This is a genomic window from Natribacillus halophilus, assembly GCF_900100185.1.
In the GTDB taxonomy this organism is placed as follows: Bacteria; Bacillota; Bacilli; order Bacillales; family Marinococcaceae; genus Natribacillus; species Natribacillus halophilus.
This window is the reverse complement of the sequence record NZ_FNEN01000003.1, coordinates 16,100-42,948: the sequence shown is the minus strand read 5'-3', so window position 1 is coordinate 42,948 and position 26,849 is coordinate 16,100. Positions and strand designations below refer to the sequence as shown.

The 26,849-nt window shown below is 46.8% G+C and carries 26 protein-coding genes and 1 pseudogene; 21 read left to right on the top strand and 6 right to left on the bottom strand.

The window, feature by feature from the left end; genetic code table 11:
• Positions 1–49: 49 nt before the first annotated feature.
• Positions 50–883, bottom strand: a complete 834-nt coding sequence (gene pdxK, locus BLS58_RS04590) for a pyridoxine/pyridoxal/pyridoxamine kinase (RefSeq protein WP_090396482.1) — start codon at positions 881–883, stop codon at positions 50–52.
• Between the two features lie 108 nt (positions 884–991).
• Here pdxK and BLS58_RS04585 point away from each other — a divergent pair, with 108 nt between their 5' ends.
• From BLS58_RS04585 to BLS58_RS04575, 3 genes are all read left to right on the top strand, one after another.
• Complete coding sequence (locus tag BLS58_RS04585) at positions 992–1,468, top strand: glutathione peroxidase (protein WP_090396480.1); 477 nt, start codon at positions 992–994, stop codon at positions 1,466–1,468.
• A gap of 119 nt (positions 1,469–1,587) precedes the next feature.
• Positions 1,588–2,205, top strand: coding sequence for an SCO family protein (locus BLS58_RS04580; RefSeq protein ID WP_090396479.1), 618 nt, complete (start codon positions 1,588–1,590; stop codon positions 2,203–2,205).
• Positions 2,206–2,681: 476 nt separating this feature from the next.
• Complete coding sequence (locus BLS58_RS04575) at positions 2,682–3,035, top strand: DUF1516 family protein (protein ID WP_090396477.1); 354 nt, start codon at positions 2,682–2,684, stop codon at positions 3,033–3,035.
• Between the two features lie 46 nt (positions 3,036–3,081).
• On the opposite strand, the gene BLS58_RS04570 is transcribed toward BLS58_RS04575, so the two are convergent.
• Entirely contained in the window at positions 3,082–3,555 is a 474-nt protein-coding gene (locus BLS58_RS04570; RefSeq protein WP_176764610.1) for a TraR/DksA C4-type zinc finger protein, read from the bottom strand.
• 332 nt (positions 3,556–3,887) lie between these two features.
• On the bottom strand, positions 3,888–5,312 hold the full coding sequence (locus BLS58_RS04565; protein WP_090396473.1) for an aldehyde dehydrogenase family protein: 1,425 nt from the start codon (positions 5,310–5,312) through the stop codon (positions 3,888–3,890).
• Positions 5,313–5,448: 136 nt separating this feature from the next.
• Here BLS58_RS04565 and BLS58_RS04560 point away from each other — a divergent pair, with 136 nt between their 5' ends.
• From BLS58_RS04560 to BLS58_RS04510, 11 genes are all read left to right on the top strand, one after another.
• Positions 5,449–5,946 carry a YndM family protein gene (locus tag BLS58_RS04560; RefSeq protein WP_176764609.1) on the top strand — a complete coding sequence of 166 codons (498 nt, stop codon included), beginning with the start codon at positions 5,449–5,451 and terminating at the stop codon, positions 5,944–5,946.
• A 27-nt stretch (positions 5,947–5,973) separates the two neighbouring features.
• Entirely contained in the window at positions 5,974–6,105 is a 132-nt protein-coding gene (locus BLS58_RS04555) for a toxin-antitoxin system HicB family antitoxin (RefSeq protein WP_090396469.1), read from the top strand.
• A 153-nt stretch (positions 6,106–6,258) separates the two neighbouring features.
• On the top strand, positions 6,259–6,540 hold the full coding sequence (locus tag BLS58_RS04550; RefSeq protein ID WP_090396467.1) for a DUF2397 family protein: 282 nt from the start codon (positions 6,259–6,261) through the stop codon (positions 6,538–6,540).
• Entirely contained in the window at positions 6,456–9,098 is a 2,643-nt protein-coding gene (locus BLS58_RS04545) for a TIGR02680 family protein (protein ID WP_176764608.1), read from the top strand. The genes BLS58_RS04550 and BLS58_RS04545 overlap by 85 nt, the downstream gene beginning before the upstream one ends.
• 3 nt (positions 9,099–9,101) lie before the next feature.
• Positions 9,102–10,349: a TIGR02679 family protein gene (locus BLS58_RS04540; RefSeq protein WP_090396463.1), complete on the top strand. Its 1,248-nt coding sequence runs from the start codon at positions 9,102–9,104 to the stop codon at positions 10,347–10,349.
• A gap of 20 nt (positions 10,350–10,369) precedes the next feature.
• Positions 10,370–10,582: a hypothetical protein gene (locus tag BLS58_RS04535; protein WP_090396461.1), complete on the top strand. Its 213-nt coding sequence runs from the start codon at positions 10,370–10,372 to the stop codon at positions 10,580–10,582.
• Positions 10,583–10,720: 138 nt separating this feature from the next.
• The gene (locus tag BLS58_RS04530) at positions 10,721–12,253 is read left to right on the top strand and encodes an AbgT family transporter (protein WP_090396459.1); all 1,533 of its coding nucleotides are present in this window, start codon (positions 10,721–10,723) and stop codon (positions 12,251–12,253) included.
• A gap of 291 nt (positions 12,254–12,544) precedes the next feature.
• Positions 12,545–13,297: a 3D domain-containing protein gene (locus BLS58_RS04525; protein ID WP_143018866.1), complete on the top strand. Its 753-nt coding sequence runs from the start codon at positions 12,545–12,547 to the stop codon at positions 13,295–13,297.
• Between the two features lie 259 nt (positions 13,298–13,556).
• A complete protein-coding gene (locus tag BLS58_RS04520; protein ID WP_090396455.1) occupies positions 13,557–13,760 on the top strand; it encodes a helix-turn-helix domain-containing protein in 204 nt (67 codons plus the stop codon).
• Positions 13,761–13,842: 82 nt separating this feature from the next.
• The gene (locus tag BLS58_RS04515) at positions 13,843–14,451 is read left to right on the top strand and encodes a DUF3298 and DUF4163 domain-containing protein (RefSeq protein WP_090396453.1); all 609 of its coding nucleotides are present in this window, start codon (positions 13,843–13,845) and stop codon (positions 14,449–14,451) included.
• A 413-nt stretch (positions 14,452–14,864) separates the two neighbouring features.
• Entirely contained in the window at positions 14,865–16,517 is a 1,653-nt protein-coding gene (locus BLS58_RS04510; RefSeq protein WP_090397034.1) for a M20/M25/M40 family metallo-hydrolase, read from the top strand.
• Between the two features lie 26 nt (positions 16,518–16,543).
• Here the strand turns inward: BLS58_RS04510 and BLS58_RS04505 are convergent, their stop codons facing one another.
• A complete protein-coding gene (locus BLS58_RS04505; RefSeq protein WP_090396451.1) occupies positions 16,544–17,377 on the bottom strand; it encodes an alpha/beta hydrolase in 834 nt (277 codons plus the stop codon).
• Positions 17,378–17,544: 167 nt separating this feature from the next.
• On the opposite strand from BLS58_RS04505, the gene BLS58_RS04500 reads away from it, so the two are divergent.
• A complete protein-coding gene (locus BLS58_RS04500; RefSeq protein ID WP_090396449.1) occupies positions 17,545–18,606 on the top strand; it encodes a tetraprenyl-beta-curcumene synthase family protein in 1,062 nt (353 codons plus the stop codon).
• Positions 18,607–18,625: 19 nt separating this feature from the next.
• Positions 18,626–19,105, top strand: coding sequence for a FixH family protein (locus BLS58_RS04495; protein ID WP_090396447.1), 480 nt, complete (start codon positions 18,626–18,628; stop codon positions 19,103–19,105).
• A gap of 336 nt (positions 19,106–19,441) precedes the next feature.
• On the opposite strand, the gene BLS58_RS04490 is transcribed toward BLS58_RS04495, so the two are convergent.
• Together BLS58_RS04490 and BLS58_RS04485 are read right to left on the bottom strand one after the other, a co-directional pair.
• Positions 19,442–20,098: a DUF6320 domain-containing protein gene (locus BLS58_RS04490; RefSeq protein ID WP_176764607.1), complete on the bottom strand. Its 657-nt coding sequence runs from the start codon at positions 20,096–20,098 to the stop codon at positions 19,442–19,444.
• A 6-nt stretch (positions 20,099–20,104) separates the two neighbouring features.
• On the bottom strand, positions 20,105–21,361 hold the full coding sequence (locus tag BLS58_RS04485; RefSeq protein ID WP_090396445.1) for a condensation domain-containing protein: 1,257 nt from the start codon (positions 21,359–21,361) through the stop codon (positions 20,105–20,107).
• 252 nt (positions 21,362–21,613) lie between these two features.
• Here BLS58_RS04485 and BLS58_RS04480 point away from each other — a divergent pair, with 252 nt between their 5' ends.
• From BLS58_RS04480 to BLS58_RS04460, 5 genes and pseudogenes are all read left to right on the top strand, one after another.
• On the top strand, positions 21,614–22,141 hold the full coding sequence (locus tag BLS58_RS04480) for a cupin domain-containing protein (protein ID WP_245723051.1): 528 nt from the start codon (positions 21,614–21,616) through the stop codon (positions 22,139–22,141).
• A gap of 135 nt (positions 22,142–22,276) precedes the next feature.
• Positions 22,277–23,125, top strand: a complete 849-nt coding sequence (locus tag BLS58_RS04475; RefSeq protein WP_090396443.1) for a DegV family protein — start codon at positions 22,277–22,279, stop codon at positions 23,123–23,125.
• Between the two features lie 1,292 nt (positions 23,126–24,417).
• On the top strand, positions 24,418–25,431 hold the full coding sequence (locus BLS58_RS04470) for a hypothetical protein (protein WP_090396441.1): 1,014 nt from the start codon (positions 24,418–24,420) through the stop codon (positions 25,429–25,431).
• Positions 25,343–25,711, top strand: coding sequence for an AAA family ATPase (locus BLS58_RS04465; protein WP_090396440.1), 369 nt, complete (start codon positions 25,343–25,345; stop codon positions 25,709–25,711). The genes BLS58_RS04470 and BLS58_RS04465 overlap by 89 nt, the downstream gene beginning before the upstream one ends.
• A gap of 449 nt (positions 25,712–26,160) precedes the next feature.
• Positions 26,161–26,820 (top strand): annotated as a pseudogene (locus BLS58_RS04460) (McrC family protein); the annotation flags it as partial.
• Positions 26,821–26,849 lie beyond the last annotated feature (29 nt).

Genomic DNA, 26,849 nt, shown 5'->3' with positions numbered 1-26,849 from the left:
GTCCGGAAATGCTAAGGCTTTCGCTATCATTGCGAAAGCCTTCCATTAGTTACATTTGCTGTTTTTGTATCTTCGTTTCATTGCCGTATTGTCGGTACGCGCCGTGGAGGACGGCACCGACGTGTTCGTTCATGCGCCAGCCATGGGTGATCGCGGCGGTGACGAATTGCTTGGCAGTCGCGATGGCCTCGTGAACGTCGCTGCCTTTGGCAAGCTCGGCCGTGATCGCAGCCGCAAACGTACAGCCGGCACCATGATTGTAAGAGGTGTCGATTTTTTCTGTTTCCAGAAGCTTAAACTCATGGCCGTCGTAGACGATGTCGATCGCGAGGTCATGCTCGAGTTGCTTGCCCCCTTTAACAACGACGTATTTGGTTCCGTTGTCGTGGATGCGCTTCGCAGCTTCTTTCATGCCTTCGATGGTGGTGATCGTTTTCATCTGGGCCAGCTGGGATGCTTCGAATAAATTCGGTGTCGCCACTAATGCTTTCGGAACGAGAACCTCTCTAAGTGCATCGGCGGTTTCCGGGTGCAGGACTTCATCCTCGCCTTTACATACGAGCACGGGGTCAATGACGGTTTGCTCCAGGCCATGTTCCTCGATGGTGCGGGCGGCGAGCTCAATCACATCAACCGAAGCGAGCATGCCTGTTTTCATGGCATCGACCCCGATGGAAAGAATCGTTTCCAACTGGGCTTCCACGGTTTTTACATCCTGGGGAAACACGCGATGTTCCCAATTGTCAGGATTCATGGCTACCACGGTCGTTAGCGCGTTCATGCCATATACACCTAAATCCTGAAATGTTTTAAGATCAGCCTGAATGCCGGCACCGCCGCTGGAGTCGGAACCGGCGATCGTTAACGCTTTTTGAATGGACATTTTTATTTTCCTCCCTTGTATGACTACATTATAAGCCCACCTTCAGGTTGTAAACAAATGATTGGCTACAGGCTATAGCGGGTATGGTTTAAAAAGGAGTGGATGCGGATGAGTATCTTTGACACGAAAGTTGAATCGGTTGTTGATGGGGAGCATACTTTGCAAGCGTATGAAGGCAACGTTTTGCTCATTGTGAATACAGCCAGCAAATGTGGCTTTGCCTCACAACTGAAAGAGCTGCAAAAGCTCTATGAGCAATATAAGGACAAAGGTTTCTATGTGTTAGGGTTCCCGAGCAATCAGTTCATGAACCAGGAACCGCTGGCCGATGAAGACATTCCCGATCATTTACAGGAAAAATACGGCGTGACTTTTCCATTGTTTAAAAAAACGGAGGTGCGCGGCGAAGACGTTGATCCCTTATTTGCGCATCTTACACAGGAAACGAAAGGCTTAGGCTCAAATAACATCAAATGGAATTTTACAAAATTTCTCGTCGGTCGTGAAGGAACGGTATTATATCGTTACTCGCCACGCACGCATCCGGAAAAGATTGAAGCTGACCTCAAGGAAGCATTAAAATAACCGTCTGAACCGCTGTCGGAAGAAAACATTGACAGCGGTATTTTTTTATCCCCATTGGACATAGTTGCCAAGCTTTTGCATATTCCTCAGAGTAGGTGAATAAGGAAGGGGGAAATCTTTTGCGAACAAAAAAATGGTTGTTGATGGGCGGTTTCGTCCTGCTTTTCGCACTTTCAGGGTGTGGGTGGTTCGATAATGTGAGTAACACTTCGGCGGAGAACGGGGAAGACTTGCAGGCATACGGCCTGGATCTTCATGATTTTTCCTACACGAATCAATCCGATGAGGTGGTGACGAATGAGGACCTGGAAGGGGAGTATACGCTCGTTAACATGATTTTTACACGTTGTCCGACGGTCTGTAATTTAATGACCCCGAATATGTCCCAGTTGCAAGAGGATCTGGCCACAGAAGACATTGCTGCCAACCTTGTTTCATTTACGGTCGATCCCGAGTATGACTCACCGGAAATACTAAAAGAATACGGGGATCAATACGAGGCAGATTATTCGAACTGGAACTTTCTCACCGGCTATAGTCTCGGCGAGGTAGAGGAATTTGCCGAAAGTACATTTCACAGTGTGGTCGCACCGGCTGACGATGACGAGGATATCATCCATTCCACCGATATTTTTCTAGTGGATGACAGTGGCCAGGTCATTCAACGTTATGATGGCCTCGAAGTCGACACCGAGCCGATTATGGAGGATTTGCGACAGTTGACGGAAAATGAATAGGGCGCTAAGAAGAACAGGCTGTCAGGGCTTGTTCTTTTTTTGGCAGATAAAAAAGTATAAAACTTTTGTATGAAAACAACCATTATTGGAGCAGCGCAAACCAATCAGTATAACCAACATATGTCACGATTATACTTTTTGCGCTAAATCAGTTGTTTTCATGATAGATGGTGGCGGTATGCTCAGCCGCCATGATGGTTTCTTATCTTGCATAAGTGCAACTAAGGCTTTCGCCATGCTTGGCGATAAGCCAAGTTTTCTTTAATAGCTGTGCAGAGCGCCGCGTTCATCAAAATGGAAAAAATGCCCAATTTGAGGCACTCTGGAGGGGGCTGCGTCCCAACCGTGCCCTTAAATACCCATTGTTCATACGGCGTTCACAAAACTTTCCTATCCTAATGGAGAAATCTCGTGTAACATGGGCATGGATAGGGTATAAGAACCTGGAGATCTATTAGAAAGGATGAACGAGACACATGTACGATATGTTATTCGCCTCACACCAAGGATCGTGGGCTTTTTTGCCGATACTGTTTCTGATCGCTTTTTTCCTATACAGGGCAGGCAAGAATACAGGCGGAAGAATTTTGCGCATCATTCTTGGCATTTTTTATCTCATCATGATCGTATCCGGCGTTGGGCTGTTATTTGAATTAGGCTTTCCGGCTATGTTTGTGGTCAAAGGCATTTTGGCGCTTCTTCTCATCGGTTTCATGGAGATGGCGCTCGGCAAAACGAAGCGGGGCGAAAGCGCGGCCGTCAGTTTCACCCTCGTTGTCGTTACGCTTGTGATCGTCGTGCTCTTGGGATTCGGCGTGATTTCGTTCTAAATAAAGCAATAAGCGGAGCCCTTCCAAAAGAGGGGCTCCGCTTCGTTTACATATCTGACGGCGAGCGCGAGGTGCCGTGCTCGCTTGCCGTTTCCCACGTATTCGCGCGATCGAAATTTTTCTCTTGTAACGAAGCATCCAGAGAATCTTCTTCTGCCGGTCGCTCGGTGTCAGTCGCTTCCTGATCGGCGTGCCTGACGCATCGCATCGTTTCCGGAACCAGTTCCAGCCGTTCATAGGGGATCGGTTCGTCACACACTTCACAACGTCCATAATGGCCATCCTCGATGGCTTGTAAAGCATGGTGGATATCGGCCAGTTGCTGCCGTGACTGATTGTGGAGAGCGACGTTTTTTTGCTGTTCGTGGAGTTCGGTCGCCTGATCGCCGGGGTGATTGTCTGATTGGGACAGTTCGCCGGTTTCTTCAGGGCGGTCGGCGTGTTCGAATTGCGTTTCTATATCTTGTTTCATTTCCAGCAGTCGCTTTTTCAGCGTGTGCATCTCGTCTTGGCTGATCATTCCCATTCCTCCTTATATTCTTCTGAATGCCCGTCTTTCGGCATACTCTAAACATTTCTCACAGACGACTACTCTGTTATCGTGTTCATCGTAATAGTCGCGCATGTATGGGGTAGACATTTTACAAAAATGACAACGCTTTTTCCTGAAAGGGTTGCGCAGTTTGTCTAACATCGATTCACCTCTATCCTTGTAATAAAGAAAACTTTATCGCCAAGCCTGGCGAAAGCCTTAATTGCACTTATGCATGATAAGAAAGTTATACTTTTGTATCTGCTAAAAGCAAAAACTTGCCCAACCCCAGGTTAGGCAAGTTTTCTTTATGCGGTTGTTCAGGAAGGCATTCCCAGCACGGTTTTAACTTCGAGATATTCTTCAATGCCGTAATCGCCCCATTCGCGACCGACACCGGACTGTTTGTAACCGCCGAATGGCGCGGTGAAGTCTGCTTTCGCATTGTTGACGGTGATGCGACCGGCCTGCAGGCGGGAAGCGACATCCTGCAGCTTTTCTTCGTCTTCGCCGAATACGTAGCCGGCCAGGCCGTAGATGGTGTCGTTGGCTGTGTCGACGGCTTCGTCAAGGCCTTCGTATCGAATCACCGACATCACCGGACCGAAAATTTCTTCCTGGGCAATGACCATGTCGTTATCGACATCGGTAAAAACGGTAGGCTTGACGTAATAGCCCTTTTCCAGACCTTCCGGTTTGCCTGTGCCGCCGGCAACGAGGGTCGCGCCTTCCTCGACACCTTTTTCAATATAGCCCTGGACACGATCCCATTGTTTCTCGGCGACAAGCGGTCCCATCATATTGGGGCCATTGGGATCGCCGACGGGATAGCCGGGCAATACTTCCTGTACGGCTGCAATGAAGTCATCGTGCATCGAATTGGGGACCAGCGTGCGCGTGGCGGCGCTACATACTTGCCCTGAATTCATAACCACGTTGTTGACCGCTGCCTTGGCTGCCTTTTTCACATCGGCGTCATCGAGAATCACCATTGGGGATTTCCCGCCGAGTTCAAGCGCGACTTTCTTCACATTTTTCGCGGCATTCTCGGAGATTTTTTGGCCGACGGCTCCGGAACCGGTGAAGGAAACAAAATCGATGTCCGGGTGGGAGCTGATACCGTTGCCGATCGTTTCGCCCGTGCCGTTAACGAGGTTAAAGACTCCTTTGGGAACATCGGCCGCTTCAAAAATTTCTGCTAAAATAACGGCAGCAAACGGTGTGAGTTCCGCCGGTTTAAGGACGACCGGGCTTCCGGCCGCGAATGCGCTTGCCAGCTTGGTCGACGTTTGATTCGTCGGGAAGTTCCACGGGGTAATGAGTCCGCTGACCCCGATCGGTTCTTTTTTAATCAGGGTGTCACCGCGTCTTTCGTTAAATTCAAAATCTTTAAGCTGCTCAGCAGCAGTTTGAAAGTGAACGAGGCCCATTTTGTAATGGACATTTTCGGTCATGCCCCGAGGTGAACCTAATTCCTCCGTTATGGCGTCGATAAGGCCATCTTTGCGCTTTTCGTATTCTTTGGCGATATTTTCAAGCAATTCCACCCGATATGCTTTCGAGGTTGTTGAAAATGAAGGGAAAGCGGCACGCGCTGCCTTGACCGCGCGGTCCAGATCTTCCTGGGTGCCGAGGCTGATGCGTCCCGCCGGTTCTTCGGTAGCCGGGTTAATCACATCCATCGTTTCTGAGCCGGTCGATTCTACCCATTCGCCATTAATGTAGTGCTTCGTATAGTTGCGCATAACATCGACTCCTTTTCATCAGTTCATCATGAGTGTATACCCGAAAAGATTCCATTTAAAACCACGATTCAATCCATGGATAAAGACAAAAAATGAGGAAAAAATAAGCGCTATATCAGCAAAGAAGGAGGACGCCATGAAGTATCTTGCAGGAATAGGGATAAAATTTATCATGATGCTTGGCATCATTTGGATCGTTCTAGGTGGATTTTTCGGGGTCGAATTTGCGAACGTTTTAGCCATAAGTGTTGTCTTGACGGTCATTTCCTTTTTGGGCGATGTTTTCATCCTGCCGGGAATTAAAGATGTAACCGCCGCGATCGCTGACTTTTTCATCGCCTGGGCGGGGGTGTGGCTCCTTGGTGCCTGGTTCATTGAGGCGCCGATGGCGTTAGGCTTTGCCTCATTTTTTACCGCGATCGTGCTCACGGCAGCGGAAATTTTCTATCATATGTATATGAGGCGACAGTTTTTTAATCAACCGTCCGCAGATGAGGAGAATCAATCCACTTCCGCTCCGCCCGAGGATGAGGAGCAGCAGGAGCGATCGACCAGGGATTTGCAAACCGAGTACGGCGAAGATATGTACGCGAAGCTGTCGGCGAAGGATCCGAAAAGTAAAAAGCAGCAGTAGGGAAATAGAGAAGGGTTTATTGAAGACATGTTGGATGAGGGTGAGCCCATTCCAGAACCAATAGAGGATGAAAATTTCAGCGACCATCTTCATCTCCGGATGCCTAAAAGTTTGCACCGTCATTTAGCCCAAGCTGCAAAGTTGGAAGGGGTCTCTTAAACCACTATTTGATTAGGGGGTGTGGCAATGGAGCACCTCCCTAAAATATAGCACTTCAGCCCTGTACCTTCGACATCCTCCGATTTTTTTCTATTAATCTCCTAAACATGTTACAATCAAGTCACAGGAAAAGGCAGGAGGAGGCCCTCCACCATGCAGGACAGTGTCAAAAAACGAGTAAAAGAAGCGACATATCTGGCTGCCGAGAAGGCTTCGAGTTATCGCGTAATTTTGCGTTATTGTTATATACAGCACGAGCGGATGCGGCAATTTTTGTTTGCCGAAGAGATTCACGCCCATTTGCAGGAAGATGCAACTTTCGCCGAATACTCATTGGAAGAGCTGCAACGGTGGAAGCGATCCGCGCCTGGCTCGAGGCCTCCGAAATTCTGGAAGCGGGCGGAGAAGCTGCATTTCAGCAGTCAACGCGCATGATTTATCACTTATACGACAACAGCAATTACGAGGATGTACGTACCCCTTTTCGCGCGTTAACCGAGCAATTGACAAGCGAACAAAAAACGCTCGTCGCCGAGCGTCAAGTGGAGCTTGGGGAGCTGGATAAACAAAAAGCCCAGCTTGAAGACGCGTTAAACGACTGGAAAACGAAGAAGGATCCCGAGCCGGACACGCAGGAGGCGACAATCGAAGCTCGCCGGCAACTGAAGGAGAAAGGCATTGCTTTTGAGTCTCTGTATGCTTCCGTTGAATTTTTGGACGATGTTCCGGAAGATACACGGATTCGGATTGAATCCGCGCTCATTGACGCCGGTTTGTTGGACGCATTGGTGACAGAGACGAACGATCTATCACTGATCCATGACCGTGTACTCGTGCCGCAGCCGCAATGGATGATGCCGACCCTTGCCGATTACCTTCGTCCGGAGCTGCCTGCCGAAAGCTCGTTGCGTGCGGAAACGGTGGATGATGCTTTGCGAAGCATCGTCGTCGGCAACGAAGGGGGAGAAGGAGCTGTGTTTGACCTGGATGGCAGTTACCGGCTCGGGTTGTTGAAAGGACACGCACGCCCCCTTGATAGCGTTCGTTATGTGGGCCGTACGGCTCGTGCAAGGTATCGTGAAGAACAAATCGAGCAACTCAAGCAGGAAATCGCGAATGTCGAAGTGGAACGCGAACGCGTGGAGCAAAAGAAGATGGCTTCGCAAGAGCGTATCGAAGCGTTGGAAGCAAACTTGCAAAGGTTTCCGGAAGACAATGACATGCGGGACATTTGGCGCCAACTCGAGACGACGAGAGCGAACCTCAGTCAAATGAATCAGCGCGTCGAGCGGTTAGTGGAGACATCGAAAAGACTGGACCGGGAATTACGGGTGAAAAAGCAGGAAGTCGAAGAGAAGACAAGGGATATAAATCTGCAAGCGGATTGGAACATCTACCGCCGTGCCAAAGAAGACATGACGACCTACACCCAGGGTCTCCTCACGCTCCAGCGCTTGCATGACCGTAAACAAAGATCGGGCGAGCGACTGTTGGAGCTGAATGAGCGACTTGAAGAATTGCAGGCAGACGTCGATGAGTTAAAAGGGGAGTACAATCACGAAGACGCAGAGCTCAGGGCCATTCGCCTGAATATTGAACAACTGGAGACGCAGCTCGCATCCGCAGGTGTTAAGGATTTACGCGCGGAAATCCAACAAGTGCAAACGCGTTTGCGGGAAGTGCGCGCGAGGCTCGATGAGAAAAAGCAAGACGTGCCCGCCAAGCGCGTACATGCGGAAAATGGCGATAAAGAGATCCGGGACAAAGAACGAGACATCGCGTTCACGACACAGTTGCGGGATCTGTGGCAGTCGACTGTTGAAAAGGAATGGAAACGCGGGTTTGTTTTTGGCCAGGATGGCCCGCAATCTCTCGACGAGCTTGTGTCGGAGACGATGAAACAGTATGGCACGCTCGTGAAAGACCAAAATGCCGCTACGTTTGAACGACAATTAACCAACCAGTTTCATGAGCAACAAACGGATCTAATGGAATATCGCATGAAGGATTACACGGTAGCCGAAGACCTTCCCGAAGCATTGGCGGCTTACCATGCGGAGCAGGAGCAGACGTTGCTCGCGACGTGGAAGAGAAAATCGGAACGGCGCATGATTGAATTATATATGCGCGGGCAGTTCGTGAGCCCGTATACCGTGGAAGCATTTGTAAAAGAAGAACAGGAACGTCAGCAAGATGTGTTAAATGAAGCGGATAAAGAACTATACGAAGAGATCCTATTCAAGTCTGTCGGCATGAAGCTGCGCAGCCGCATTCGCCGCGCAGAGACATGGACGCAGGAAATGAACAAAATCATGGGCAGCCGCGATATCTCCTCCGGCCTTACTTTTTCGATCAAGTGGAAGCCGCGAACGGCGGAATCAGAGGATGAGATGGACACAAGGGACCTTGTTCATTATTTAAAACAAGATGCAGCGCTGCTCAAAGATGAAGATTTGGAACGTATTACCAATCATTTCCGTTCGAAAATCACTCGTGCGAAACAACAGATTCAGGACGAAGGGGATGGAGAAACCCTTTTGCAAGTCCTTAAAGAAGTACTGGATTACCGAAAGTGGTTCTCGTTTAAAATTTATTTTCAACGCACGAACGAACCGGTTCGGGAACTCTCCGATAACCAATTTTATAAATTTAGCGGCGGCGAAAAAGCATTGGCGATGTACATTCCCCTGTTAACAGCTTGTTATTCCCGTTACCAGGAAGCGTCCGCGCAAGCGCCTTACATCATTTCGCTGGACGAGGCCTTTGCCGGTGTGGATGAGAACAATATCCGGGAAATGTTTGAAGTCGTTGAACAGCTCGGGTTCGATTACATTATGAACTCGCAGGTGCTCTGGGGTGACTATGATACTGTGCCGTCTTTGTCCATTTATGAACTGCTGCGGGCGAAAAATGCCGATTTCGTAACGACGGTTCGTTATCGCTGGAATGGAGAAAAAATTGCTATGCAAATGCCTGAGCCGGTCGAGGTGTAACAGATGATCGAGGAAGCCTTAACCCATTTTCGCGGAAAGAGCGGTTTTCGACGGCTCTTTCCTCTTTTTCGCAAAAAAATGGAATCCCTCGGACGCGTCGGCGGGTCTGTCGATATTACCGATTTCAAAGACGACGAACTCGCGGAGATTGCCGCTTTTTTTGGTAGTACGAAAGAAGTTCTTTTGCAAAAAAAGAAAGTCTCTCTCCTTCGCTTTGAAAAGAAACTGGCCGATACGCGTTTTGTGGGCATAGCCGTTCGTGAGTTGCTGGAAGCGTATTACGGTGAGAAAATCATCTCCAAAAAAGAAAGCCACGAACAAAAGCGTGCATCCGAGGAGCGCACGCTTGCCCAGTGGCAAGAGCAGTATCCGGCCCTCGCGTTCTGGTTCGATTATTTACGCGAACGCGGTCCGGATACCCATTGGATATACCGCTTGCTTGAAAGTGGAAGGTTGCCAGCGTTGGTGCCGGTTCTACATGAAGCGATCCGGGCGCTACCCGTAGAACCGATCCGGTTGCCGGTATTTAGTCAGAAGGTGAGTGGCGATCCGCACACCCTTGATTTGCATCATGATACGGGAAAGCTATTTATGCACGCCCTGCAAGTGAAGAGCGGGGTATCTGCCATTCATGGCAGTGAAGAGGCCACAACGCTTCTGGAATCTTTTTATTTACTACGGGATGACATTACCAACGATGTCACGGTTGCGAATCTGCTGGCAGAGGTCGGGGAATCGGTTCATCCTCTCTGGCAGGCAGCAGTGGAAACGCGTTCGGTGCTCAATGTTCCTCTTCGTGAATTGCAGCAGGTGAACGCTGTTTATCCGGCAAGAGGGGATCGCGTCTGGGTCGTGGAAAATTCCGGTGTCTACTCGAGCCTTCTCGATGCCGTTCCCGACGCGCCGCTTATTTGCACCCACGGACAATTTAAGCTGGCGGCGTTAAAATTGATGGACATGCTGGTGGATGCCGGTGTCACGCTTTTTTATGCCGGCGATATTGATCCCGAAGGTGTCGTTATGGCTAACAGACTGCTCGCACGTTACCCTCGTCATGCGCGCTTGTGGCGAATGGATGTGCAGTCGTATCATCAATCCCGATCGGATAATGATCTGGAGGAGGAACGTCTGGCAAAACTATTGAATGTGACCAGCGATGCGCTTTTGCCGGTCGTTCGTGACCTGCAGGAAAAGAAAAAAGCCGGCTATCAGGAAGGGCTGTTGCCGTGGTTGGCGGAGGATGTCACGTAACGAAAGATCATCGTAGTATAATGAATGGTAGAGAGATAGAATCGCATTACAAGCTGGAAACTGGATTCGCCGAAGAACAGCAATTGAACCGCCAGCGCCATGAAGAATCCCAGCAACTGCACAAAGAGCTGTTAAAAGAATCAAGAAGCCAAAATATCGATATTGACTATTTGCGCAGTCAAGTCGCCAAGCACGACATGGAAATCCATAGGTTCAAGGCGACCGTTAATTAATGCACGAAGATCTGCTGATTTCAAACGATTAATTGAGGTCAGCTTTTTTTATGCTTTGATTTATCAACCAAACCCCGATTCGGCCATACATAGAAAGGCCTATTTTGGTAACAATACCAAAAACAGGAGGTCATTCGTATGGCAGAAACGGCGGAAAAAAAAGGATTTTTCCAACGCTTTCTTGATTTTATCGAAAAAACAGGCAACAGGTTGCCCCATCCGGTTACACTATTCGCGATTTTGGCGGTTATCGTCATCATTGTTTCCGCGATTGTCGCCAGTTTTGATATAAGCGTGGAAGATCCCGCGGAACCGGGCGAGACGCTGGAGGTCTTGAATTTGCTTTCCGGCGAGGGGATCGAGTACATATTCACGAGTATGGTCGATAATTTCATCGGCTTCGCTCCGCTCGGCGTCGTGCTGGCGACGATGCTCGGGATCGGCGTATGCGAACAGAGTGGGCTGATCAGTGCCTGTTTGCGCGGGTTCGTCCTTGCCATTCCCAATCGTCTGATTACAGCGGGGCTGGTGTTCGCGGCCATTATGTCCAGCGTCGCTTCCGACGCGGGTTATGTCGTGCTTCCACCGTTAGGGGCGCTGATTTATTCCGCGCTCAACCGTCATCCTCTCGCAGGTTTGGCGACCGCTTTTGCCGGGGTTTCCGGCGGCTTTAGCGCCAATTTGTTACTGTCGGCCACGGATCCGATGCTTGCTGAACTGACGCGGGACGCAGCGGCAACGATTGATCCGGAATACGCGGAAACGATGAACATCGCAATGAACTATTGGTTTATCATCGTTTCGACATTTTTATTGACGATTGTCGGCACGTGGGTGTCGGAAAAAATTGTAGAACCCCGGCTTGGTGCCTGGGATGGTGAATTTAGAGGAGAGCTTGAGCAGATCACCGCCACGGAGAAAAGAGGCATTATGTGGGCGGTCGTGTCTGTGCTCATCGCAGCCGGCTTAATGAGTTTACTCGTCGTACCGGAATGGGGGCCGATGCGCGGGGAAGAACCGCAAGCGATCGTAGAATCCCCGTTTATGGAATCGCTCGTCGTCGTTTTACTTATTTTATTTTTCATCCCCGGTCTCGTCTACGGCATTGTTACGAAAGAAACGCGAAACGATGCCGATGTGGTGAGGCAAATGTCCGATACAATGGCCTCCATGGCGATGTTCATCGTGCTTGCTTTTACCGCCGGGCAATTTATCGCTTACTTTGACGAAACCAACTTAGGCTTGATTCTCGGCATTTACGGCGGTGAATTCCTGAATAATCTCGATCTGGGTGGCTTCCCGGTTCTCATCGGCTTCCTGTTGGTCACGGCCTTCATCAACCTGTTCGTCGGTAGTGCCTCTGCTAAATGGGCAATGTTGGCACCGGTTTTCGTGCCGATTATGATGCAGATCGGCTTCTCCCCGGAAATCACCCAGGCTACTTATCGCGTGGCGGATTCGACGACGAATATCATCACGCCGCTGATGACCTATTTTGCCGTCATTATTGCCTTTGCCCAGCAATATGACCGCAAAATGGGCATCGGGACGCTCATTTCCGTGATGCTGCCGTTCTCGATTTTCTTTATGATCGCCTGGTCGTTGCTCTTGTTCGTATGGGTATTTTTCGGTTGGGAATTGGGGCCAAATTCGCCGATATACTACCCTTAAAGATTTAAGGAAGTAGCATATTCCCATTTTATAATAGTTACAAAAATATTACAGTTATCGCTATCTTTATATCGACATAGAACATGTTTGTACGCTTTTGATAGTCATTTCCATATATTTATTATTTATTTCCCGGCATCCGGGACACAAGTCTGATATTACACCTTGACAACAAAACGATTAAAGCTGTTGAAAGCTTAAATGACTGCAGCTACAATCTAGACTTGGAACAAATAATAATTACGGAGGTGACCATTTACTTCATCATACAGATGGGTGAATGAATCTTTTATGAGAAAATATATCTTAAGCGTAGTAGCAGCAGTAGGTACAGTCGGTATGCTTTCAGCGCCAAACGCGGCAGACGCTTCCTTCACTGAATCATATCAAATGATGAGTGGAGATGTAAGTGACGATGTCAACGAGCTTCAGGTCACGTTAAAGGAACTGGGTTATTTTAATGGTTCAACGGGGCATACCTTTGGGCCAAGAACGTTAAGTGCCGTTCAGGACTTTCAACTGGATAACGGGATTTCTTCTCCGGCCGGCAACTTCTATGGTGTGGCAGGCCCTGCAACGCAAGAAGCCCTTGATAACATAGTTGCCAGCGAATCTACCGGTAGTTCCGATGGAAATAACGAAACGGCTGAAGAAGGAACTGAAGAAGAAGCAGCAACCGAAGAACAAGGCACTGAAGAACAATCAGGAGCTGAAGAAGGCACAGGTTCCGAAGGTTCTACTTCCGAAGCGGAAGGCGATAGCTTTACAATGGAAGCAACAGCCTACACGGCAGATTGTGACGGGTGCTCGGGGGTAACAGCCACAGGCAAAGATCTTAACAATGATCGCAACGCAAACGTTGTAGCCGTTGACCCTAATGTTATTCCTCTCGGATCCACCGTTCATGTTGAAGGCTATGGTGAAGCCGTTGCTGCCGATACTGGTGGAGCGATCAATGGCGAAAAAATCGACCTTCATGTTCCTACTCAAGACGAAGCAATGAACTTCGGTCGGCAAGACGTTGAAGTAACAGTTTTGGATTAATAACCCAATAGCAGCCTCCTTGCTAAACATTAGCAGGGAGGTTGTTTTGTTTTTACGAAAAATTGACTTTGCAAAAGAAGTGTCCGGTGGGGAGTACCCATCGGACATTTAATATGCTCAACTTTATTCGATTTTTTCCCTCTGTAAAGAAAGAATTGTTGTTCGCTGACAGTAGTTGTCACTTTGAGCTTTAGAATAGATGATAAGACAACTCAGAAACGGCAAAATCAACACGAATACTTCAAGGGGGGCTTTTTTCATGATCAAGGATTTTCGGTTGGCGTTAAAAATGACACGCGAAGAACTGGCCGATTTAGCAGAACTGGATCTGGAAACATTGCAAGCTTTTGAGGAAAGGGGCTTTCCGGGAGAAACGGAGGTCTATTCGATTTTCCTGTTAGCCAAAGCGTTGCGGGTTTCAGTTGATACGCTTGTATATTTCAATGATAAATATGCAAGATGACAACCACCAATTTCGCATCACAGCTCTGTATGTCTGTTTTACGTTGCCGGCTCATATGTATACATTAAGGGAGAGTGATAATGTGAATGTTTCGGCTTTACCGGTAGGGATTGTGCCCTGGCATATCCTGCAACCATGGGTGGATATGTATTATGCAGAGGTGGCCGGTTGGACGAATCCGCAGGCAGAGGCTGGTATGAATGTCGCCATCCAGCAACAGGTGCAGCAGCTGCTTTATGATCAGGGATATGGCGACGGTGTTTCAGAACTAACGGGTGGCTTTGATCTGAAAAACAATCAACGGCATGTATTGAGTTTGACTCATACTGTGTATTCGTTTGCCGGCGGCGCACACGGCATGACGGTAGAACGGGCGTTGACGTTTGATTCGCGAACGGGAAGGGCGTACACTCTTACGGAGTTATTTGCGCCAGGTGTGGATTTTATTCCGAGGCTGAATGCCATCATCCAGGCACAATTGGAGGAACGAGGTTGGTTCGAACATATTCTGGGACCGTATGAAGGGATCACTACAGAGCAGCCGTTTTATGTAGCAGACAAAACCCTTGTTATTTATTTTGACTTATATGAACTTATGCCCTATGTATATGGCATACCGTATTTTCCCATCTCGGTCTATGCGATCATGGATTTGATCAATGAGGATGGCCCCCTGGGCTGGATACTTTAAAAATATTCGTTCCCGCCCCCTTTTTTCTCAAACGCTCGATATTTATAACGAGAAAAAAAATAGGGGGCGGGGCTTTTTTCATGAATCCAATCTTTAGCAATGCCGATCTTTGTACATAGCAAGCGCTGTCGCCGTTTGCAAACACAGATGAGCTTAACTATGCCATTCGTGTACACTTGTACGCTCATTCGCATGCATTGACTGAAACCACGGTGGCGGTGTTCAAACTGATATCCCGCTACGCAGTAAGAGCGGTAGGTGTCGCATTTTTAAATCGAGCACGCATGGCAGAAACTTTTCGAAGACATGGACGAGGAAAATGTGCCGAGGTGGATGCTTGCGGAGTGAGGTGTATATAATAGAATCGTATGGAATCAATAGTAGGGGGTCACGAAATGCGCTCACAAGCTGAAATGATGGATAGTCGCGAAGAAGTCCTTGCCTTGACGAAGCAGCTCGTCGCTATCCAAAGTATTGTTAAAACAGAAGGGGAAAAGGTGATGGCCCATTCGTTGTATACGTTGCTTTCTTCTTTTCCTTATTTTACAGACAATCCGTCTCAAGTGACGATTGAGCAGACGACGAATGATGAGTTGGAGCGGTATAATGTCCTGGCTTTTGTGAAAGGGACGAAGTGTGAGAGCCATCGGACCGTTATCCTGATGGGGCATATGGATACGGTCGGCGTCGATGATTTTAATCAATTACACGACTATGCATTTATGCCGGATGAATGGATGGAGCATTTGCAAAAAGAAGATATCCCGACTTCCGTGAGCGAGCAGTTGCAATCCGGAGACTGGTTGTTCGGCAGGGGTGCCCTCGATATGAAAAGCGGTCTCGCCAGTCATCTCTATCTGTTGAAATATTACGCCGCGCATCCCGAAGAATTGGAAGGAAACCTCGTATTTGTCGCCGAGTGTGATGAGGAGGACGGCTCCCATGGGATTCTCTCCGCTCTCAAAACGTTGAAAAGCTGGAAAGAAACACATCATTTTGATTATGTCGCTGCTGTGAACAGTGATTTTGTCTCACCGCGATCCGAGGGAGATGAGAAACGTTACATATATAAAGGAGCGGCCGGTAAACTCCTGCCATCCTTTTTGATAACCGGTGCCGAGACGCATGTCGGGGATGCGTTTGACGGACTTGATCCCAACTTTATCGCGGCGGAACTGACCAGGCAAATCAGCTATAATCCGGAGCTTTGTAATGAAGCTTTGGGGGAGATAACCACCCCGCCGGTATCATTAAAGCAGACAGACCTGAAACCGAGCTATACCGTGCAAACGGCATTATCCGCCTATGTTTATTACAATTTTTTCATCCATTCCTGGTCGCCGAAAGAGGTATTGGAAAAACTGAAGGGGCAAGCGCATATCGCTTTTACAAATGCGCTTGATACATTTGCGGAAAAATACCGGGCATTCTGCGAAATCAGCCGGCAGCCTTACAAAACAATACCGTGGCAACCGCGTGTTTTTCTGTATGAGGAAATGGAGGAACTACTGATTGAAGCACATGGCGATCCATTTATTCGCCATATGGATGATTTTAAGCAGTCATTATTGCATGATGACTCATTGGACACACGCATGTTTGCTGCGCGCGTCGTCGAGGAAGCGTGGGCATGGATGGAAGATAAAAGTCCCGCCATCATTCTTTTCTATTCATCTCTATACTCGCCGCGGATTGAATTAACGGGAAAAACGGAAGATGAGCGACATCTTATCGATGCCCTTGACTTTGCGGTCAAATCTGTTCAGCCCCTATACGAGCGCCCGATTGCTGTGCGGAACTTTTTCCCGTATATTTCGGATGCCAGTTTTATCGCGTTAAGTGACGATGATGCCGGTATTGAAGCCATCGAGAACAATAATCCCGGATGGGGCACGAAGCATTATGTGCAATATCAGGATATCCGTGATATCAACGTGCCGGTCATTAATATCGGCCCATATGGGATGGATGCCCATAAACGACTGGAGCGGGTGGAAATGACTTATTCGTTTGAGATGGTGCCGAACTTGACCAACTTGGTCATAAAAGGGGTGCTGGGAAAATAAACCTTGATAGGTTTTTGCTGCTTTTCCTATTCCGAGTCTAAAAATTGTTGGATCGCAGGCCAGAAACGATCATCCATATGAAGATTTTTGTGGTCTCTGTCAGTAAGTATTTCGTATTGCTTAGGCCCTTTATAGTCGGCAAACAACGCCTGCGATCGTTCCGCGGGGACAATCTGGTCATCTTCACCTGTGATCACTAAAAGCGGCACTGAAGTGTTACCGATATGGGCCTGGGAGTCAAAATGATGACGCAAAATCCATGAAACCGGCAAGAACGGAAGATGAAGGCGAGCCACCTCCGTCAACGTATCAAACGGGGAGATGAGAACCAGACCATCTACCTGGCGCTCGCTGGCTACTTTTGTAGCTACGGCGGTCCCGAGGCTGCGGCCCATGAGAAAGGTAGACGTGATTTCACCTTCCAGTTGATCCTGGAGCTCATCGTAAATCATAAGCGCGTCGGCATACAATGCCTCTTCTCCGGGGCTGCCCTCACTCATACCGTACCCTCGATAATTTACGAGCAGCACCGACCAGTCTTGAAGATACCTGGACATCTTCCGAATTTCCCTGGAGAGCTCCCCGTTGTTGCCGCCATAAAAAATGAGCAGCCGCTTTGCCTCGCTCTCCCCTTTTTCCGGATCCAGCAACCAGCCATGTAACCATTCGCCGCCCTCGCTCTGAAAAGTTATTTCTTTCACATGATCGTAGCGATCGGTTACTTTTTCTGCTTCCGCGTGACTCATCGATGGCTGCTGAAAGATGATTCGCTCCTGAAAGTTATATAACAAACCGATGGATAAGGCAGCAACAACTATTCCTACGATGCCTGACCGTAGCAGCCATTTTTTCCAGTTCACAAAGTTCACCCCGTTATTGCTTACTCTGCCCTGAGCCGTGTCGATTATTCCAATTTGGGCCAACTCGCACTAGCCAGTGAACTTTGTGTGAATATATTAGTCATCGTGAAATATGCCATCCACTCTATGTTAAGGTTAATGCAGAAAAAGAAAAGGTCGTGTAAATATTGCCTAAATCTATACCTGCAAACCCAGTAAAGATTATACAAAGAGCAAAAAAGGAAACGCTGCCAAAAGCACGTCAACAACTTGAATTCTGGAAAAGAGAAGGAGAGGACATAAAAGATAAGGAAATCCGTGAACAGGCGACATGGACGGTCAGCGATAAAACATTCCATTGTGAAGGCGGAAGCATATTAGCCTTGCTGGCCGGGGATAACCAGGATGCTTACATTAAATTTATGGTCGCTTATCAATCCATCTGTGATTATTTGGACACCCTTTGTGATAAAAACGATGCGCGCAACCCTGATGATTTTCGTTCCATCCACCAGGCGTTACTGGACAGCCTGGAACCCAGGGGCCAGCTCGGCAACTATTACCAATACAGACCGGGCTTTGCAGACGATGGATACCTTGAAAAAATGGTTACGAGCTGTCGAGAGGCCATTGTTAAGTTTCCGGGTTTCTCTGCCATGAAAGAGGATATGAAAGAAGTATCCCAATACTATATAGATTTCCAGGTTTATAAACATGTAGACGAAGACCGTCGCGAAGATTTATTATTCAAGTACTACAGCGACAACAAGGATCTGGTCCCGGGCATGCGCTGGTACGAGTTTTCCTGTGCCGTTGCTTCAACCCTTGCTTTGTACTGCCTCGCGGCCTATGCGGCAAGTGGCGCGAGAACGAAAGAAGAGTCCAAACGTATTAAAGAAACCTATTTCCCGTGGGTCCAGGGTTTGCATATTATGCTTGATTATTTTATCGATCAGGAAGAAGATCGCCGGGAGAATGAAATGAATTTTGTTGCATACTATGAAAATAAAAAAGATATGCTTGAGAGATTTAAATATATCGATCATGAAGCGACAAAAAGATTGAAAGGATTACCCGATGAGAAATTTCATCTATTGATAAAGAAAGGGTTATACGCACTTTATTTATCAGATGACAAGGTTAAGGCAAACGAAGAGTATAGAAAAGACGCAAAAGAAATCATCAAGCTCGGTGGAAAACAAGCAGCCTTTTTTGTCCAAAACCTTTGGGTTTTCAAAAGAACGATTTAAAAAAGGAGAGATTTCCGGTATGAAAATAAAAATGCTTGGCAGCGGTCTGTTAATTTTCCTCGCGGCCGCCTGCGGAGCAGAAGAAGATCAATCTGCAGGGGATCCGGGTTCGACCGAACCCATCGACGTAGAAGTGACCATGCCCGAAGAAATGGATACAGGCGATCACACGCTGGAGACAGAAGTAACCCAAGAGGATGAGGCGGTTACGGATGCGGACGAAGTTGTTTTTGAAGTCTGGGAAGATGGAAGCAAGGAAGACAGTGACATGATCGAAAATGAAACGGAAGATGGCGGCGTATACAGTGCCGACTATACATTTGACGATGACGGCATTTATCTTGTACAACCCCATGTGACGGCCCGCGGCTTGCATTCGATGCCTGTCCACTCTATCGTCGTCGGTGACGTCGATCAGGAAGAGATAGACACGTTTGATGAAGACGACATTGAGCACGAAAGTGACCTCATGGACGATCATGACGATAACGAGCATTAAGGTACCGAGGAGGGTGCTTATCTTAAATAAGATAACGCTCTTCTTTTATTTTTCGAAGCTCAGCCCTTGCAGAGTGCATCGGGTCAAGGGCATTCCTCGTGTAAGGGCGCTTTTTTACGGCCAATTTTTGAAATTTTGTCCACTCGATTTGTCCGAATGAACGCTCCTTTCGGACATTTTCATGCCCGATCGCTCCCGGGTGTGTCCGAATGATCCTCCCATACGGACTAATCTTTACTGATCAGCTCCGTTTTTGTCCGAATAAACGTTCATCATAAAATTGCGAGTTCGCGATATATTTAAGATTTCGCCGATAAACTGGGCGATTCCCCCTTTTTAAAAATGAAACCGTCGTACGATTTCGTTTTTCATCGTTTTATTCGCAAACAATACCATGCCGATGAATGTTAACAGTGCATACAGTGCGGTTGCTGCACCTGGCCACAAGACGTAGGATAAGGCACTTAAAAACAAAAGGACAGGCAAAAAACCGAGGATGATCATCGTCATCATATATCCGAGGTACTCTCTCCATTTCATCGGCTTGCGTAATATGATGATCGTAACCGTCAATGTCGCCAGAATCACGAGAAAAGGGATCACATAATGGACGGACCAACGTGTCGCCCCGGCCGTAACGTCGATCACGACGAGCATCGCCGAAAGGGCGAGAACCTGAAAGATTATTTTTGATCCGGCATGTGCTTTTGAAAGGATTGTATGGTTAATGAATAACAGGGCATATAAAACCGGGCCCACGATGTAAAACACCCAAAGCTGATCCGGTGTCGTGAGCAAATTAATGAGTAGACTTGAACTAATGATTAAAATCGCAATAAACAAGAACACTCGCTGTTTTAGGTTACGGCGCTTGGCGTCCGAGTGATAGGGTGGGTACGTCTCCAGGGCTGTTTTTTCTGCAGTTAGTTGGCGTTTACATAGCGGACAATACTGGTGGGCAGTCCACACGCTGCAGTTCGAGCATCGATGCATATGGCATCACCCTCCGTCATTGGCATACACTTCAATGTCAATGCCTGCTGTTTTTGTAAGCTCCTGGAAGAATGAACGAATAACGTCGGCTTCTTCGATCGTTCTTGCAAATGAAATGACAAATTGATCATTGATGGAACAAATGCCGCCGTTCACCGGGCTTTTTTTCGTTGGATACATGACCATTTCCATACGTTCAATGTGAGGCATCATTTGTGGCGGCAATTGCACGTTGCCTAAATTGGTGAGTGTCATCGTCTTCGTGCGTTCACCATAGTTTTTATACCCATAGCGGATGGCGTAGTATTTTATAAAATTTGGTACAAAACGTGCGGTGAGCATCGTTTGTAATTTTACATGATGGTTTAAGCCGAGTTGCAAGGCTTCTTTCTCTGCCTTATTTTGCAACTGTTTCGAGATGTCTTTAATGATGTCCGCGAGCGTGGTCTGTTCCTCGACGTGTATCCCTACGTTTATGACAGCGAAAAAATTTCGGAGTGATTTTGACGGAAACATTTGCCGTAAATTAACAGGGATCGCGATTTTAATGTTTTCTTTTCGTGAACGATAGAGCAATTTTTCATGATAAATAGCCACGATCAATATCGACGTAATATAAGCGGTTATACTTACGCCATGGGCCTTTGCGGCTTTACTAATATCGCCTGCGCTCATGACGCCATGAACGACTGTCGTCTCTTCGGTCTGTGTCCCTTTCATTTGGAATGCATGACCTTCGCGCGGCTTTTTAACCGTATGAGTGGATTTATAATTATAATAGCTGTCATCCAGTTCGTAAGTGCTCGGTTGATCCTCAATATCAAGAATCGAGCCGTCATTTTCGATCTGAACCTGTTGTTCGCGCAAATAGCGGTAAACGAGTGCTTTGAGAAATGCAAGGGCTCCCGTGCCGTCAGTGACAGAATGAAAGAATTCAACCGCGATTCGTTTTTTGTAATAGATCACCCGGAATAAGAAGCCATTCGTTTCAATCGGATCAATCGGTGCACAAGGATAATGCGTTTCTTTTTGTACGAACAGCTTTTTATCATTTTCTACGAGAAAGTCCCAGAAAATCCCCTTTCCAAGCTTGACCGCGAACATCGGCAGCCGCTTCATCACATCATCCAGCGCGTTTTGGAGCTTGTCTTCTTCAACCGTTGTTTTCATGATCATCGCAATTCGAAACACAGAAGAGTTCGCGGGATTAGAAACCGCGTGAAAAACCTTCCCCGCATTGTCGATTTTGTACCATTGGTCCATACTGCAAACTCCCCTGAAAAAGGTTTATTTTATCATAACATGTCCTGTAAAATAAAAAATGGTTTATTAAAGAATAGGAGAGTCATAGTGTAGCACCCAGCCCACATTGTTGGGGTGAAACAGGCGAATATGGACAAAGCAACTAGATGATTGGTAAAAACTGAACATTCATTCGGACAAAATTAAGGGCTATTCGGTGCAGTCCATATAATCCTGAACATTCCCTGGGTATTTGCATAGGGTAATTTTAAAATGATGAAGGGAATGAGCAAGTTGTACTATCTTCCAATCCCAACGATTTATCCCTATGCTTATGGCACGTATTCACCAGCTTATATGCCTAGACATTCGTATGGAAAAAAGGAACAGCCAAAAGATCATGGTTCACAGCCGTTTGTCGTTAACATCGAAGAAGCTGCCAAACAAAATCATAACTTTCGCACCGCTTTATGGACGGGTGAATATTTACAGGTGACTCTAATGAGTATCGATGTCGGAGATGACATTGGTCTAGAAGTGCACCATGACCATGATCAATTTTTACGGATTGAAGCAGGTCAAGGGCTTGTACAAATGGGAGATCGTGAAGATCATCTGGATTTTGAAAGAAGAGTATATGCTGATTATGCCATTATGGTCCCCGCGGGCAAATGGCATAATCTCACCAACGTGGGGAATAGGCCACTGAAGCTTTACTCGATCTACGCGCCGCCCGAGCACCCTTTCGGTACCGTGCATGAAACGAAAGAAATTGCAATGGCCGCTGAGGATCATTATTAATTTGTGAAAAAGTGAGTAATGGGGGTCACATCGGATGTGATTTTCCATTACTTTTGCCGGCCTGGAAGCCAGATGACTACGTTCTTTAATCTTGGCGCGATTAATGATACGCTTAGAATCGATTGGAGCGTATATATGGAAAAAATAAAAATTGTCACAGACTCAACGACAGACTTATCCGAAGATGTTTTAGATGAATATTCCATCCATGTCGTGCCATTATCCATACACATTGACGGTAAGACATTTGTTGACCAGGTCGATATCACACCGGATGATTTTATTACCGAGATGGCTCAATCCAGCAATCTTCCGAAAACGTCTCAACCGGCAGTTGGGGAACTGATCGCAAAGTATGAAGAGTTGGGGAAACATGGCGAACACGTTTTATCGATCCACCTCGCTTCCACCTTGAGCGGCACATATGAAACAGCCCGTATGGCAGCAGAAGAGGCGAATGCAGAGGTGACTGTAGTCGATTCCATGTATATTTCGTCAGCACTAGGTTTCCAAGTTGTTGAAGCTGCTAAAATGGCTGCGGCTGAGGCCTCAATTGATGACATATTAGATCGCTTGAAAACCATCAAACAAAATTCACGCTTATACGTCGTTGTTGAAACGTTTGATAACCTTGTGAAAGGAGGGCGGATCGGCAAAGGAAAAGCTCTGCTAGGTTCACTCCTGAAGCTAAAGCCCATAGCGGCACTGGAAGAAGGGGTGTATACACCAGTGGCCAAAGTCCGAACACAATCGCAAATGATCCAGACACTTATGAAATATTTTAAACAAGATTCAGAGGATCGAAAAGTTAAAGGTATCAGCATTTCCCACGCCAATGCGTCCGATCTTGCCCATAAACTCAAAAACGCAGCCACACAAGAAAGCCGATTTAAGGACATCATGATTCAAACGACGACTCCCATCATCAGCACCCATACCGGGGAAGGTGCCATTGGGCTTTCTTATTATACCGATTCACGTTAAATATAGATCTCCATTTGTCCGAAGTAGATACTACTTCGGACATTTTTAATAAGCTAACTTTCACGTAAAGCGAGGAGGAGTGCCGTCGTGCCCCATTAAACGCATGGCGATTCCGGATGTACCTATCCCATATAGTCGTTCGTTAGAAGAGGAAGTCTAGGGACGGCTTTTAGATTTATAATATATGTAATAAGAACTGCACTTATATGTCGAATTTAATAATTTAGGGTATAAAATTAATGTGTGCGGCTAGATTTGTTGTTTCAGATTATACACCAGGGAGGACAGCCACAAGGCATCATCACGGACCATATCCAGCTGGATGATGTTGTGGAAAAAGGTTTTTAAGCATTGAGCAACGATAAATCACAGGCAAAAATTTTGGTCGAGTTAAGTGGGGAAAAATAAGAACGGATGAAAATAAACGAAATGACCTCAAAATAAAAGATATCACAGCACCTGACCTTGCATTAACACAAATAAAGGCATATAATAAGAGTATAGATGGTTGAGCCGAGTTAGTGTCTCGGTGCTATTGTGTATTGGTGTTATTCACCTACCCTTTCGCAAGGGAAACACCAATAAAAAACGTCCGGTTTTAGGGAGCTGGACGTTTTCTTTGGCAGGTAAGAAAGTATAAAACAACTTTCTTACCTGCATAAGTGCAACTAAGGCTTTTCGCCAGAAAAGCTTGGCGAAAAGCCAAGTTTTCTAATATATCTTAAATTGAAATCGGCATAAAATAAAAAAGAGGGCTCAACCTGAGAACTGAACCCAAGTTACCCCCAGTGACTACTTGCTGACAGTTAGGGCTGTATGCAAGCATCGGTCATCACAGGAAGAACCCAAAATGAGAGATTTATCGCATGATGTGACTAATCATCAATAGCCTAAGGATCACATCGATGCAAAAGGACAGACAACGGCCAGCTTTTCTCCATTTGCGAGAACGCTTGGCCCGTTTGTCTTTAAGGCGCCCTAACCTAGTGTTTTTATCGCTATTGTGTAAAGAATGGATATCTTCACCTGCCTCTCGCAAGGCGGGTGTCACTGCTGGAATCAGGGTACTGCTAGCATTATAACACGAAAAACAGGGAACGCATATACCCCTATAGTAATTTTAGGAAAATAGACTCCATTCGCGTGGAGTCTATTTTTGATATATTGGTCGAATTGCAAAGAATTGATGTTCCCTGACAGAAGTTGTCACTTTGGCGGTTACAATAGACGCTGCTGTTTTTAACAGTTAGCATCCTTTACAATATAGGAAAAAAGGAAGAGGGGGATCACTAGTGAATGCTGTGGGGAAGCTTCGCGAACACGAGCAAGCGTTTAAAAATGATCGGTTGTATCGGTTGATCCTGAATATCAGGCGCTTTCGGTCGGAACAATTACAAAAGCTGTTATCCCATCCGGAAGAGATGGATGTGCAGACATTTAATCGGGAAGTGTGGCCGCTCGGGCATGCTTATTTATCCGATGATGAAAAGATCGATGTCTATCAACTAAAAAATTCTGCTACGATTAACAAATTGGAAGACGCGCTTCAGAACGATACCTTGGTCTATAAGGGAAACTCGATGTGGGGGTCAGGTACACGAGTATTCGCTCCGATGATTAAGAATGAAAATGAGAAAATCGAATTGATCCGTACAGCTTTGGATATCTTGACATCGGAAGAATATACACCTGAGGAAAAGGCCAAAAATATTCAAGAAATCAAAGGCTTCGGGCCTAATATTGCCACAGGGTTGGTCATGGTTTTTCATCCTAGGGCATTCATGATTTTCAATGAAAAATCAAAAGAAGCCTATCGCCTGTTAAAGCAGGAAGCCGGTAATGGGGAAGAGTTTCAACAATACATGCAGCAATTAAAAGCAGACTTACATATGGAAGATTTCCTGGAACTGGATTATTTCTTATATACGTGGGTACAAACAAACTCGGATGCCGCTTTGGCATTTCCATTTTCCGAAACATTTTCCAATAAAAGCGAAGCGGAATGGGCTTTTGACTTTGTTGCTGATGTATTTAAAAAGCTGGGCGTTGAAAACCAGGATGATGAGCGTTTAGCGATCACTTATAGAAGAAATATGGATGGGCTACACGTTAATTTTTGCAATTGGATAATTTTAGGTTTGTATCCTTCAGGTGAAATTCGAATCCCACTGTTTCAGAAATATGAAGACTTCCATTCGCCCGCAACAAAGGGACGGGATGCTGGATTATCCACTTCAGGAAGGCCGTTTCCTGGAGTTTTGCCAAAGGGCGAGAAGAAAACAGGGCGAATGTGTCCTGATCATTGATGAGATTAATCGCGCCAATCTATCTCGTGTGTTTGGTGAACTGATGTATTTGCTGGAATACCGGGATCAAGAGGTGCCATTGGCAGGCGGCGGTATACTCAGCATTCCCAACAATGTACGCATCATCGGGACGATGAATACGGCAGACCGCTCGATCGCATTAATGGACCATGCCCTGCGTCGACGCTTTGCTTTTCTGCCTTTGCGGCCGAATTATGAGATTCTGCGCCGAGTAAGAGAGGGTATTTACTGCAGAATGGCATTATTGATCATGAATTGAATCGGCAATATACCATCGAAGACTTGCAGTCAGAAACGGGAATGGATTTGGTACAAGTTTCCCGGTGGCTACGATCGAAACTATCATCAGAGTACAAACACGGATGTCGAGGGACTTATTTCCACCTTAGAGGCGATCAATCGAGAGATTGGCGATTCCAATCTTGACGTCGGTATTTCTTTTTTTCTATTGGAAAACCTGGATGAGGAATTGGAAGATATCTGGCAAATGGAAATTGAACCTTATCTCGAAGAATGCTTCTTTGACCGGCCGGAGAAAATGGAAATCTTCCGGGGGGAGCAAGTGAAAAATAGACTGCAGGTGTAGATTATGCAATGGTATCAACTCACGGAGTACGATCCGGATTATTTTGACAATATGCCCTATGCTACCGGAGAAAACATTTGGAGCACATATGGGGATAAAATACACCAGAAGGACGGGTCGGCTATCTGCCGCTATCCAAAGATGAAGGGATTCAGCTTCGCTCGAAAGTCCCTCTAACCAACCTGTTTAAAATGCTGGAGTACGCGTATCAGCTCAAAAGCTTTCACTTTCTGGAAGGATCAATCCAAAGCAAAACGGTTCAACAGGTGTTTGAGCGGTTAGCCGTCCATTTGGCGAAACTCGTATCCAGACGCTCGCGAAAAGGATTATATCGGAGATATATGCAAAAAAGCGACGAGGGTCCTTTTTTGCGCGGGAAAATGGACGTACAGCACCAGATGCGGAATGTCCGGCACGTCAACCTTCGCAGTCAATACGAGGAGCACGAGGCAGACGTCGAGGATAACCAGATCCTTATATGGACGTTATATAAAATTATGCAAAGCGGGATATGTCGGGAATCGTCTTTGCAGACGGTGCGCCGTGCTTATCGTGGTATCAAAGATGCGGCAATTTTGGTTCCAGTGAGTGCTGAAACCTGTACAGGAAGAACTTATAATCGCCTAAACCAGGATTACGCTCCGATGCACGCCTTATGCCACTTTTTTCTGGAGCATATCGGCGCACATCATACCGGCGGCGATCGTACGATGATCCCGTTTGTCTTCAATATGGCCCATCTTTTTGAACAATTTGTTGCAGAATGGCTGCAAATACAATAGACTCTGATCCTGCTTTTAAGATTTAAAAT